At 50.9% G+C, this 11,828-nt stretch carries 12 protein-coding genes; 5 read left to right on the forward strand and 7 right to left on the reverse strand.

The features are described from left to right. Nucleotides 1-670 precede the first annotated feature (670 nt). The 4 genes from AC0AP0_RS04790 to AC0AP0_RS04805 all read right to left on the reverse strand — a co-directional run bounded on the left by AC0AP0_RS04790 (nucleotide 671) and on the right by AC0AP0_RS04805 (nucleotide 3,225). Complete coding sequence (locus AC0AP0_RS04790; RefSeq protein WP_490429539.1) at nucleotides 671-1,480, reverse strand: alpha/beta fold hydrolase; 810 nt, start codon at nucleotides 1,478-1,480, stop codon at nucleotides 671-673. A gap of 84 nt (nucleotides 1,481-1,564) precedes the next feature. Then, nucleotides 1,565-1,831 (reverse strand): type II toxin-antitoxin system HicB family antitoxin, encoded by a 267-nt coding sequence (locus AC0AP0_RS04795; RefSeq protein ID WP_490429540.1) that lies wholly within the window; start codon nucleotides 1,829-1,831, stop codon nucleotides 1,565-1,567. Between the two features lie 724 nt (nucleotides 1,832-2,555). Then, nucleotides 2,556-2,744: a helix-turn-helix transcriptional regulator gene (locus tag AC0AP0_RS04800; protein WP_110425197.1), complete on the reverse strand. Its 189-nt coding sequence runs from the start codon at nucleotides 2,742-2,744 to the stop codon at nucleotides 2,556-2,558. Continuing rightward, nucleotides 2,737-3,225, reverse strand: coding sequence for a hypothetical protein (locus AC0AP0_RS04805; protein WP_490429541.1), 489 nt, complete (start codon nucleotides 3,223-3,225; stop codon nucleotides 2,737-2,739). Before AC0AP0_RS04805 ends, AC0AP0_RS04800 begins: the two co-directional genes overlap by 8 nt. A gap of 930 nt (nucleotides 3,226-4,155) precedes the next feature. Between AC0AP0_RS04805 and AC0AP0_RS04810 the strand changes: the two genes are divergently transcribed. From AC0AP0_RS04810 to AC0AP0_RS04830, 5 genes are all read left to right on the forward strand, one after another. Further along, nucleotides 4,156-5,109, forward strand: coding sequence for a dolichyl-phosphate beta-glucosyltransferase (locus AC0AP0_RS04810; protein WP_490429542.1), 954 nt, complete (start codon nucleotides 4,156-4,158; stop codon nucleotides 5,107-5,109). 70 nt (nucleotides 5,110-5,179) lie between these two features. Further along, complete coding sequence (locus tag AC0AP0_RS04815) at nucleotides 5,180-5,521, forward strand: hypothetical protein (RefSeq protein ID WP_490429543.1); 342 nt, start codon at nucleotides 5,180-5,182, stop codon at nucleotides 5,519-5,521. 11 nt (nucleotides 5,522-5,532) lie between these two features. After that, nucleotides 5,533-7,539, forward strand: a complete 2,007-nt coding sequence (locus AC0AP0_RS04820; protein ID WP_490429544.1) for a mannosyltransferase YkcB-related protein — start codon at nucleotides 5,533-5,535, stop codon at nucleotides 7,537-7,539. Nucleotides 7,540-8,067: 528 nt separating this feature from the next. After that, nucleotides 8,068-8,697 carry an alpha/beta hydrolase gene (locus AC0AP0_RS04825; RefSeq protein ID WP_490429545.1) on the forward strand — a complete coding sequence of 210 codons (630 nt, stop codon included), beginning with the start codon at nucleotides 8,068-8,070 and terminating at the stop codon, nucleotides 8,695-8,697. After that, nucleotides 8,694-9,167 (forward strand): hypothetical protein, encoded by a 474-nt coding sequence (locus AC0AP0_RS04830; protein WP_490429546.1) that lies wholly within the window; start codon nucleotides 8,694-8,696, stop codon nucleotides 9,165-9,167. Before AC0AP0_RS04825 ends, AC0AP0_RS04830 begins: the two co-directional genes overlap by 4 nt. A gap of 68 nt (nucleotides 9,168-9,235) precedes the next feature. Here AC0AP0_RS04830 and AC0AP0_RS04835 read toward each other — a convergent pair whose 3' ends face one another. From AC0AP0_RS04835 to AC0AP0_RS04845, 3 genes are all read right to left on the reverse strand, one after another. Continuing rightward, the gene (locus AC0AP0_RS04835) at nucleotides 9,236-9,910 is read right to left on the reverse strand and encodes a response regulator transcription factor (protein ID WP_254477547.1); all 675 of its coding nucleotides are present in this window, start codon (nucleotides 9,908-9,910) and stop codon (nucleotides 9,236-9,238) included. Then, nucleotides 9,907-11,187 carry a sensor histidine kinase gene (locus AC0AP0_RS04840; protein WP_490429547.1) on the reverse strand — a complete coding sequence of 427 codons (1,281 nt, stop codon included), beginning with the start codon at nucleotides 11,185-11,187 and terminating at the stop codon, nucleotides 9,907-9,909. The genes AC0AP0_RS04835 and AC0AP0_RS04840 overlap by 4 nt, the downstream gene beginning before the upstream one ends. 107 nt (nucleotides 11,188-11,294) lie before the next feature. Beyond that, on the reverse strand, nucleotides 11,295-11,828 hold a 534-nt coding region (locus tag AC0AP0_RS04845; RefSeq protein WP_490429548.1), incomplete at its 5' end, for an ABC-2 family transporter permease.

An 11,828-nucleotide genomic window follows, 5' to 3' on the forward strand; every position in this document is an offset into this window, starting at 1 on the left:
TTAGGCCCTTGCGGATCTGAAAGCTGATCGGACTGATAGATGGTAAGGGCTGAAGTCGCGACTCTCCTATGGAGAACCGTTTATGATTGCTTCCGTATCGGGCAGAGCACGCATATCTATCTGAGTAATCTCGCCTGGGATCGAAAAGTTATGACATAGAAAGTGGCAGTCTTCAATCTGCGAATCACCTTTGTCAATGTCACCGTTAGCTGCATTTTATAGAACCCTTGCGCAGCTTCCTTTCCTTTCGAGATATATGCATGCGTGTTTTCATTTTGCTTCAATGATTCACTGTTAATACTCACTGTTATTCGTGAGAAGTGTCGAATTAAATCATGCAGGCTTATAGAACTAAAATACGCTAAGTCACGAGTTTTCCTATTCTGGCCCGTCAGTGTATTCTAGGATTCTGTTTATAAAAACTCCCAATTAGCCCATAGGAGCATCCGTGTGGCCAAGCTGATTGGCATTTTCTGTATTAAAGCTATTTTTGCACGGGATTTTTGGTGTTAAACAAAAAGTTGATTGGTCATTGATTAAATTGCTTACGTAAGAATTTGCTTCTGTGACTTCCGGAAGGTTGTGATAAAAGATTTGAAATATTTCATTTCATGCTTGACGACGGCAAATCAAAAGACGACAATATTTCGCATGCACAATATCTTTCCTTTCAAGGTGTAACCCGTGCGTTCAAATTACGGAGCCAATCGGTAAAAATTTCCTTTATTATTTCTGGCCTGTCAAGGTGAAGAGTATGTCCCGCTTTTGATATACACACAAACTCCGCTTCCGGCAGAGTGCAATAGAGAGAGAAAGCATCCTGAAATCCAGCCATATTGTCATTTTGGCCTGCAACGATTTCTATCGAACCCTTATATGATTTTAAATATTCGGATGGCTCTTTTGCCAATTTAGGATTTTCAGACAGATATCGGACGATTTCATTGCCTTCGTTAGAGTTCAACCCTGGAAGTATATACTTTTTAAATAGATTGAAGTTATCCTGACTCTCCGATACTACGGTGGCTCTGTATGCTAAGAGTTCATCCTGATCAATTCTTGAATCCAAATTAGACATATGATAAACGGCTCTCTTAGGCAAGGTTCGTTTAGCTGTTTCTGCCTCAGTTTCTGGTGCAAGTAAAAAGAGTGATTCTATTTGATCAGAAAATTGTTCTGCCAATGCAGTAGCCAACAAAGCACCAAACGAATAGCCGACGATAGCAAATTTACGATCATTGAATTCTTCTTCAATATACTGAATTAAAAATTGAAGAACATCCGAGGCAGATTGTATTACTCCAGCACCGCGGCTCTGTCCCATACCCGGTAAATCTATATAGTACCTCTGCCATTTATTGTCTTCATCAAAATATGATTCGAATGGCATTAAGGAGTTATGGTCTAAAGGAAACCCATGAAGCATAATAATGGGATAGCCCTTACCGATTTTATTGACATACATTTTTTCAATATTCATGGCTGACTAAGATTCGCCTTTCTTTGATATCCGATATTTTTCTCAAAACATTGCAGGCAGCCAGTCTTGGTATGCTGTTGAGTTTTAGTCCTGGAGAGCGTGGCTTAAGGTGTCCCGAAGGAACTGGGAACGCTTTTCCTTCTTCGACTTAGCCTTGAGATCTATGGTCCGGAGAAGCGATTGTGGAAGCCGCACCGAGATCCTTGTCAGATCTTCATCTGATATGTGAGGACGTCCGGCCTTGATCGGCCCTACCTCACCATGCCAGCTCCCCTTCTCGTATTCTGCCGCCATGCTGTCGAGCATATGGTCGTCTACATTGGAGTAATTATTGATCTCTTTTCGGTCCATGATCATCTCCTATCAGTTCTTAATTCGTGCAAGGTCTTATTGGAAGGCGGTGTCATTGCGTGATAAATCAGCCATTTACCAGGACCAATTTCCGCTGGACTCTTGTGATTTATGGCCAACATCTCTAAGAGCCTGCCCTAGAAGTCAAAGCCAATGGCTGATTTCTATGCATGAATCACGTCGGCAGAATCAAGCTCTTTTTGTTTTTCATGAATTCGGGGGTGCACAAATGGATCTGGCTCAATGTTACAAGCAACATTTCCCCTTCTTGTATGATATATAATTGTATGACAATATTAGGTTGAAGGCAATAGTTGAAGGCAATTCCTTCTCGGATCTTCCCCTACGAAACTAGTGGAATTGCCGTCAACTATATGCTGGGAAAGCAATACACATGCCTGAAACAGATCTCTTTTCTTTTGGGAGTCGCCGGTATTTTAGAGAACGCGGAGTAATGTGATTCAAGCCTCGCTGCTAAAGACGCAGGGGGCATACTCGGAATTGTGTTCTAACTGAACCGGTGAGATAGCAAAAGCAGTGTTTAGTTAGAATGCTTGGATTCTGATTATAAGTACATTCGAATGGTACTGGGACATTAGCGACAAAGGCAAAGTTGTGATTGTCTATCGTTCGTGATTGCACTTTTATAAGTACTATGCAAAAGCACTCCGGTTCGTTTTATTTAGTTATGCTTCACTGCCACAGCTTAAGAAATGGAGTGAGTTCAGGGTTGAAATATGTTCTCGATGGTTGAATCAAATACGTCCGCCAGGCGGAAGGCCAATGGGAGCGAGGGATCGAAATGGCCTTTTTCGATCGAAATTATCGTTTGCCGACTTACTCCTAGCTTTTTTGATAGCTGCTCCTGAGACCAGCCACGCTCCTTTCGCATTTTTGCCAAGCGGTTATTCATGATGGGCGAACCTCACAAATGCATACGACAGGGCAAGGATCAAGAGCATCGCTATCAGAACGCACACCAGCATGAGGGCCCATTGATCGGCTCCCATCAAACTGGTCAGCAGGCAACCGGCCGACACCAAACCGATGAAAATATGGTATGAAAGTTGCTCGGCCCTTCCGTACCAGTGGCTCTCTATGTTCTCTTCTGCATGCGAATTAGCGCCAGGCAGGGTATTGGGATCCACCAAAATGACCCACCAAAGACTCACGGATACGGGAGAAAATACTATAGTCACTATTAGAGCCTTGATAAGCCACGGGATGGTCTGTGGCATGAAGCCAGCCAGAATGACTCCCATAGTGATGCTGCTTACCAAGCCTGGAATCAAGGCGGCTGCGAGCGCTGGCATCGAATGGGAACCGAAACGAACAGTGCCAAACGATCTGGGTTGCACATCGACAGTTGATTCATTGCTCTTCTTGTCCTTCATGGCTTCTCCTTTGCAGAACTCAATTAAGGATCTGACGCCTGAATGAGGACCAGGATAATGTAAAGTAAACTTTACGTCAAGTGAATTTGACATCCTTTATCTTTATGTTGTTTACCTAACGTCTATTACCGCGACATTGGAAGTGGGGCTCGAGGTTATTTTCGGTCTTACGGCCGCTATGAAACCAGGCTGTTGAGAGAAAGCCCTTCACGGATATCGGCAAAAGATCTTTCTATCAACTTGTTGCGCAGAAAGCTTGACTATAATTATTAGACCAAGTATTGCCAAACTCACGGTTTTGTCATAATAATCACGCAAGCGATTATTGGGATGCCACCCTGCTTATCGTGTCGTTAGGGATGCCTCTGTTACTTGTAATTCACCTTGTTGGTTTTCTCCGAACTTGAGTACCTGTTGAGGAAATCAGTCGTTTTTGTATCAGCAGAGGAAAGCCTGGTTGCCTTTGGAATCGAGTCGCTATTGAAGCAAGCTGGGGACAAGCGCCAACCTATAGCGATGTTTGCGGTTTCTGCAGGATTTGATCTATGCGTACTAAACAGGCAAATCCAAGAATGCTTAACTATGGGATGTGTTGCTCATATAATCATTGCTTCATTTTCTTTATGTTATAGATGCAGCTTAAATGTACATGACCATGGCCTCTGCCTAAATGCAATACAGAGATTGGTCTTGGTTCGATCCCTGCAACCAGCTAAGCAAGACTATGCTGATTGGTCTCGACAAACGATATTGACTGTTGCTATTTGGTGCAGCAATGTCAGCAAGCATTGAGAAATTCTCACGATTCTTTTTAAGGAGTCCAATCAGTTTATAAAGGCAAGTTCGAGGAATATCCCAAGAAGCCGTTGTTTACTGTCAGTCATGAACACAACGAATATTCTCGAAAGAAACATCAGTAAACAATCCTATGTGCCCGACAGGCGCTCTTCTGGCAACAGGCAAATCCCACCAGGTGAAGATGATTCGCCTATCTACCATGGCGATCCAGCGCCGGTCGATGCCGATATTGTCATTCCCGTATACAACGAGGAGACCCAGTTGGCTGACTCCGTATCCACCTTATGCAGCTTTCTGGATCGTCACGCCAGAGATCTGACACCTTTTAGCTGGAATGTCGTGATTGCGGACAACGCCAGCACTGATGCCAGTTGGCAGATAGCCATGTCCTTGTGTGACTGGTGTCCCAATCAGGTACGCGCCTTGCACCTCGCGAGAAAAGGTCGCGGGTACGCCCTGAAACAGGCCTGGCTCAGCTCCAGGGCGGCAGTCGTCGCATATATGGATGTGGATCTATCCACCGACATCGGCTCTACGGGCAGCCTTATTCTTCCTCTGCTCCAGGGAGGAGCTGACATCGCCTTTGGCTCGCGTCTTATGCCGCAGTCTCAGGTCACCCGCTCCCCCAAACGTGAATTCATTTCGCGCACCTACAACCTCATGCTCCGCTCATATCTGGCGGTCTCCTTTCATGATGCCCAATGCGGTTTCAAGGCCATTACTGCCCAGGCTGCACATACCCTGCTGCCTCATGTGAAGGATAACGAATGGTTCTTCGATACGGAGCTGCTTGTGCGCGCCCAGCAGGCCGGAATGACCATGTTGGAGCTTCCTGTTCGTTGGGTGGAGGATGCCGGCTCGACGGTCGACATTCCAGACACGGTAAAGAAGGATCTGGAAGGCATGCACCGGGTCAGGGAGGGTATGGAGGTCCGAGCTGTCGAGGAGCTTCGCGTTGAACTGGACTCCCCTGCTGTCTGGAAACAAATTCGCCAGCATGAGTTGCGTGGATCCCTCTTGCCTGCAGAAGAGAAGGATCCGCATTCAAGTATGCAGAATTCAGGCAAAGAAACTGCCTCTTATTGAGCGGTGATCAGCAATTGAAACGACTGACGGCTACCGAAATCTCATACAGAAAGAGCAAACTTCACCTATCATGAACGCTTCATTGGCTTCTAATAGCAGCTATGGCTTCTCCCCGCATTCACAGACTTTCAATCCGCCACGATCAACAAGCACAGATGCAGTCGCTGATGAGCACGCTTCCCGCGCGTATATCCTGCCGCGACGGACTCGTGGAGACTGGGTGGCACTGGGAGCCATGCTGCTTGCGGCCTGTGCAATATTCTTCATCAACCTTACGGCATCCGGATATACCAACGAGTTTTATTCGGCTGCGGCCCAGGCAGGCTCGGTCAGCTGGAAGGCCTTTCTCTGGGGGTCCCTGGACTCGGGGAACGCCATCACCGTGGACAAGCCGCCGGCAGCCCTTGGCTGATGGCGCTTTCCGTGCGCATCCTTGGTCTGAATTCCTTTGCCATCCTCCTGCCGGAAGCGCTGATGGGGGTGGCGACCACCTACCTGCTCTATGCCACCGTGCGACGGTATTGGGGCAACTGGGCGGGCATCGTCACCGGTTTCATTTTCATGCTCACTCCGGTAGTCGCGCTTATGTTCCGCTTCAACAACCCCGATGCCTTGATGGTGCTATTGATGACCGGTGCCACTCACGCGCTCCTCAGATCCCTGGAGTATGCCAACCATCCTTCTGGCAATCGAAAGCGCACCTGGTGGATGGTCCTGGCCGGTGCTCTGATCGGATTCGGCTCCCTTGCCAAGCAACTGCAGGTGCTGCTCGTACTGCCTGGCTTTGCCCTGGCTTTTCTTCTAGCCTCGCCAACAGGCATGGTTCGTCGCATCCTGGATTCACTTGCTGCCATTTGTTCCATGATCGTCGCCGCTGGCTGGTGGGTGCTACTGACGGTCATCGTGCCAGCCAGCGACAGACCTTATATAGGTGGCTCCCAGCGAAATTCCTTCCTTGAGCTCACCTTTGGCTACAACGGTTTCGGACGCTTGACCGGCAGTGAAGAAGGATCCGTCATACCCGGCCACGGCCATGAAGGTGGCGGCATGCCGGCTGGTGGCGGTCGTGGTGGCTGCAAGTGGGGCCAGACTGGCCTTAACCGTCTGTTCAGCGGCGAGTTCGGTACGCAGATTTCCTGGCTGGCTCCTTTGGCTTTCGCGGGCATTGTCATCAGCTTGCTAGTTATCGGCAGAGCTGCCCGTACTGATGTGCGCAGGGCCAGCGTCATTGCTTTCGGAGGTTGGTTGATCGTTACCTGGCTCGTTTTCAGCTTTATGACCGGCATTTTCCACCAGTATTACACTGTGGCACTGGCTCCAGCCCTGGCTGCGAAGGTGGCCATCGGCGCATTCAGTCTGTGGATCGCCCGGGACAAGCTCTGGGCCAGGATCGTCACGCCAATTCTTATCGTTTTCACGGCCTTCTGGAATTTCAGCCTGGCAGGTCGCTCCCAGTGGCTCCCCTGGCTCAAGTGGGCTATTCTCATAATCGGTCTCATGGGCGCCCTCGGTTTTGCTTTGGCTGGACTCTTGCGAATACGACGACTCGCTCTTGCAACCCTCATTCTCTCAGCCATAGGGCTTATGACTGGCCCTGCTGCATGGACGCTGTACACCGTATCCCAAGGACACATGGGATCGATCGTCCTGGCCGGACCCGGCCTGACCTCAGGGAATATGGGTGGCGGTCCAGGTGGTATGCCCGGGGATGTTCCTGGTGGCGGTCGGCCTGGCGGTGGCCAGGCAGGCGGCATGGCACCTGGCAATATACAACACCAAGGTATGCCTGGTGGTGACGGCGGTCCCATGGGCTCATATCAAATGGGTCAAGACCCGATGGATCAGCAGGGACAGCCGAGCAAGCAGGGCCAGATGCCCGGTGGTAGTTCGAATAGCCAACAGCCTCCCAGCATGGGTTCTCAAGGACCAGGTCCCATGGGCCAGGATTCTTCAGGGCCACAAGGGGAAACCAGCTCTTCGGGTGCGCCTTCCATGCGTTCACCGCGCAGGGGCAAATCTGGATTCCATGGCGGATCAGAAGGAGGAAGGAGGAAAGGAGGAAGTCTACTTGGTGGAGGCCGGTCCAGTTCCAAAATCGTCGTCATGCTGGAAAAGTCATCCGACTCACATCGCTGGGCTGCTGCCACGACAGGATCCCAGCAGGCGGCGGGTTATCAGCTGGCCTCTAAAAAGCCGGTTATGGCCATTGGCGGGTTCAATGGTTCCGACCCCTACCCAAGCTTGGAACAGTTCAAGCAGTTCGTGAAGGATAAGCAGATTCATTACTACATAGCTGGTGAGATGGGCGGTCATCAGATGGGAGGTTCAGACACTGCCACACAAAACTCACAGTGGGTGGCCAAGCACTACACCGCAGCTACGGTTGATGGCGTCACTGTGTATGATCTGACCCAGCAGCAGGCCAGCTGAGCGCAAAGAGGGCCGAACTATCCAAAAGCTACTCCCTCCGTTTGCGGTTACAGGATAAAGACGAGACGAGCTACTGACTTCTAATCTGTCGGTTGCGAGTAGTTTCCTCGTTTGCGCGTTGAAAAAGTGCAAAGCAGTTAAGAGCTAAGCAGTGAGTGGATTGGAACTATCCCAGCCCGCTCATTTCTTATTGATCAATACAGGATGGTATTTGTGTCCGATTAGAGCAAGACTAGTTATTGCAGACCAAGGCACTTCAGGTCAAACTCAATAGCGTTATTGATTTCATTACGCTGGTCTGCGTTGCATTGGTTTGCATTGCACGGTGGTAGATAATCCATACAAATGGAACCATTCTCAAACAATCATCGGCTAATAAGATTCTGACTACCTCTGCCATATGAATAGGAGGACAAATACTTACAAACAGCCGATTACGGCATTGCATACCAATTAGTCGGCCTGGCTTCATAGCTGTAAAGTTTATAGTTATACAAACAGACAATGGGGTGCCGATCAGGGAGTGAAATGTCCGAAAAACCGGGCGGGACAAAGCCCAAACGCAATTGGAGGCGAGTCCTTCTTGCCCTGGCAATAATACTTGTTCTTGTCATGGTAATCATTCTGCCGGGGGCTTCCATTTTGGTCTATGAGGACACCTTCGGAAAACGGTATAACACTCCCGGATGGATGCGTTATGCGCTCGCAGACTTCCCCGGCTTGCGGATGAAGCGTTGCGTCTTCAGGTCCAAGGACGGTAAGAAACTGGCGGGATATCAGTATTCAAGAAATAATTCGAACCAGCCTGGGGACAAGGCTGAGGGCCTCGTGGTCATCGCTCATGGCTTTGGTGGCGGCGGACAGAATACCTACATGGATGTTGCCAACTATCTCACATCCCAGGGCTTCCTGGTCTTCGCCTATGACACCACCGGCAATGATGAAAGCGCTGGCAAGTCCGTCAGGGGCCTTCCTCAAGGGGTCGAGGATCTTGACCAAGCTCTTCGTTTCGTGGAGGGTGAGCAATCATATAAGGGCCTTCCTCTTTTCCTGTTCGGGCAGAGCTGGGGAGGTTATGCGGTCGGCGCTGTTCTCAACCTTCACCCAGAGGTCAAGGCCGCGGTCATGGTTTTGGGTTCAATCGCTCGATCGATATGATGCGTCAGCCCGGCAGAAAAATCGCTGGCCCTGCCGTCTCGCTCATCATGCCCTGCGTGAGCTTGTATGAGCATGTAAAGTTCGGGAAGTTTGCTGGCTATACCGCTTTGGATGGCTTGAAGAAATCCAAGGCGGGAATTTTCATCACTCAGAGCCGGGACGATCAGGTGGTACCGGTCAGATATAGTTATGACCTCTTCCGTGAGGAATTTCAGTCCAACCCACGATTCCGGTTCCGTGAATACCAGGATCGCGGGCACGCCTATGTCTACTATTCACAGGACTCAGTGCGATACCGCAAGCAATTCGACCAGGAATACAAGGAACACATGAGACGACTGGGTCAAAAGCCCTCTAACGAAAGCTATAACGCATATTCGGCCAAGCATTTCGACAAGTCGAAGGGCTTCGAGCTGGATGTGCCGTTGATGAACCAAATGGCGGACTTCTATCGCCAATATAAGAGTTAAGACGTAGAAATTCCAGTCAGAGGCGGTTCTTTTCCATCCACGGATGAGCGAGCTAGCATTCAACACGATTACTGGTTCGTCATGTTGGCCTGATACCAGAGAACGGCAATGTTGATCCGGTCCCTGACCTTGATCTTTGCCAGTATGCGGCTGACGGTCTTTTTGACCGAGTCAGGCTGTAGCTGGAGATGCTCAGCAATCTCCGCATTCGTCAGGCCTTGGCTGACCAGCGAAGCGACCTCAAGCTCGCGTTTGCCCAGCTGGGCGAATTTTTCGCGAGCCTTAGACTCATCACTGGCTCTTGTCTTTGGGACTCCTCTCCTGATCACTTCGGCAGTGATGCGCGGCGTAAGAATGGCATCGCCTGCATGCACCGCATGGATGGCTCTATTCAGATCGGCTGTCTTGACATCCTTGAGCAAGAAGCCGGAGGCGCCTGCCCCTAAGGCTGTGAAGGCATAGTCGTCCTCGTCGTAGGTGGTCAGAATAAGAATGCTCATTTCAGGGTGGAGCTTTTTGATACGGCTGGTGGCATCCAGCCCGTCCATGACCGGCATTCGCACATCCATCAGAATCACATCAGGCAGGGGTTGCTGATTTTCGGTGGCTGTGGCCAGTTTTTCCAAAGCTTCTTGGCCGTTGGCCGCCTGTGCTACGACATGTAAGGTTGGATCCTTGGCGACCATGAGTGCCAGTCCCATGCGGGTCGGGCGCTGGTCGTCGACGATCATGACACGGATCATGCACTTTCCTCCTTACCCGTGTTGTCAGCTGCCGTAGCAGCTAGCGAGGGTATACGAGCCTGCAAGATCCAACCGTCAGGACCAGGACCTGAATGGAAGCTGCCGCCATGAGCTTGCAATTCGGCTCTTAACCTGGCAAGGCCTGTACCGTTGTCACCGTTGTTGTCAGTATCGTTGTTCAAAAGTTGGCCATCATCACGAACGGTAATGTTTGTGCCGCCCTGGCTGTCGTGATCCCAGGAAACCACAATACGATCGACTCCTTGTCCGTGGCGGAGAGCGTTGGTGATCGCCTCCCTGGTCACAGTGAAAGCAAGATTGGCCTGCCTGGGATCTTGTGGTCGACGGCCTGTCTCTGTCAGGGCAGTGCTGATGCCGGCATGACGGACGTGGTCGAGGATTGGTTTGATGTCATTCCAGCCATGCTCCTCCCCTATGGACTGCGCTGGGTCGTTTTCAGGTCCTGCCTTTGATTGCAGGGTTTTTACAGCTGTTCTGGTATCGTCCAATCCCTGTCGTGCCAGGTCGTTGATCATCGAGATGGCCTCATCAATTTCCGGCTTACCGCTGGCATGATCCATCCCCTCGGATAGGGCGATGATGGCGGTCAAGTCGTGACCCAGGCTGTCGTGCAAATCGGCGGCGACCTTGGACTGATACATGGCTTGGTCCCGCTCGCGGGCCAGGGTCTGGGCATGCGAGCGCTCCTCCTTCAGCGCCTGCTCCGACATGCGTGACTGCCTTGCTGAGCGTGAGAAAAAGGCGGCTGTCAGACACAGGGCGAATGCCAGACCAGTCGGATATAGAAGGTCAGTGAAGTGGACATCATGATGCCAGTTGGCAGAGAGTGCAATGCTGAGCAGACCCAGAATGGTGGAACTACACAGTCCAGCTGCCAATGATGCCATGCTTTTGGCTTCTACAGCGCAGGCGTAGAGGTTGACGAGCCAGGGAATGATCAGGTAGGTGCATCCTGAGCCATAGATTGCGGCAGTCAGGGCAAGCAGGCCACTGAAAACCAGTAGGGTCGCCATAGGATATAGGCGGCGCAGGCATAGGGTGACAAGTGCGACAAAAATAATGACCACGAACAGGGGCAAGCCCCAGCTGTCAGACTTCAAAATCTGGTAAAGGGTTCGATTGGCACTGCCCGGGGCGAGAATCAGCCTGGTCAGCATCATCGTCTCGTAGATGGCGCAGAGAAAGACTGCCACGAAGGCCGTGTATGGCCGGTTCCATAACTGAATCCAACCTTGAGTCTTCTTGTCTGCCCTCATCGACGAGCCTCTTCCTGGTAACTGCTGGTAGTCCATTATGCTGTCAGACACTGAAATGTGCGACCTTACAAGTGCTGCATCCTCTCTTCATCGACTCTGCATCAAAATTAGACTGCTCTGCGGGCCTCGTGCCGGAATATAAGGAGGCTGATCAGCACCCAGAGGATTGCCGTCATGCACGAGGCCGCCATGGAGGCCGTAGACGCGATATTGCCCATGTCACGGGCTGCGGATGCAGTGGTGATCAGGGCCAGCGGATAAGGCAGTGCCAAAGCCGGTGCGGCAACCGACAGCGCACAGCCTGCCAGAGTGAGCAGAAACATGATGCTCATGGTTGAGGCAAAGGATTCGGTTCCGGCAGCTATAGCCTGGGTCAGAATCATAATGGCCCACACTGACAACGTCATCGGTACGCCACGCATAAGATAGGGACCGAGTTCCGCAGGGTCGAAGCCTCCTACCAGAACACCCACGAGTATGAATTCGGATTCGAAAATGGCGACGGTAAGGAGGGATGCCAGCAGTCCGTGCAGCATCTTCCCGACTATGGCGGTCCCGACCATGCCGGAGGCATTAAGGCGCTGCCAGTTGCGTCCCTTGTGCTCGTTGGCTTCAACCTGGGCTGCAAAGGCTGCGACCAG

The organism is Bifidobacterium sp. POST2/T3 (B1) (assembly GCF_058197115.1).

Bases quoted from the DNA above. Each gene is read 5' to 3' on its own strand.
- AC0AP0_RS04790 (WP_490429539.1), bottom strand. From the start codon at position 1,480: ATGAATATTGAAAAAATGTATGTCAATAAAATCGGTAAGGGCTATCCC.
- AC0AP0_RS04795 (WP_490429540.1), bottom strand. From the start codon at position 1,831: ATGGACCGAAAAGAGATCAATAATTACTCCAATGTAGACGACCATATG.
- AC0AP0_RS04800 (WP_110425197.1), bottom strand. From the start codon at position 2,744: ATGAATAACCGCTTGGCAAAAATGCGAAAGGAGCGTGGCTGGTCTCAG.
- AC0AP0_RS04805 (WP_490429541.1), bottom strand. From the start codon at position 3,225: ATGAAGGACAAGAAGAGCAATGAATCAACTGTCGATGTGCAACCCAGA.
- AC0AP0_RS04815 (WP_490429543.1), top strand. From the start codon at position 5,180: ATGAACGCTTCATTGGCTTCTAATAGCAGCTATGGCTTCTCCCCGCAT.
- AC0AP0_RS04825 (WP_490429545.1), top strand. From the start codon at position 8,068: ATGTCCGAAAAACCGGGCGGGACAAAGCCCAAACGCAATTGGAGGCGA.
- AC0AP0_RS04830 (WP_490429546.1), top strand. From the start codon at position 8,694: ATGATGCGTCAGCCCGGCAGAAAAATCGCTGGCCCTGCCGTCTCGCTC.
- AC0AP0_RS04835 (WP_254477547.1), bottom strand. From the start codon at position 9,910: ATGATCCGTGTCATGATCGTCGACGACCAGCGCCCGACCCGCATGGGA.
- AC0AP0_RS04840 (WP_490429547.1), bottom strand. From the start codon at position 11,187: ATGAGGGCAGACAAGAAGACTCAAGGTTGGATTCAGTTATGGAACCGG.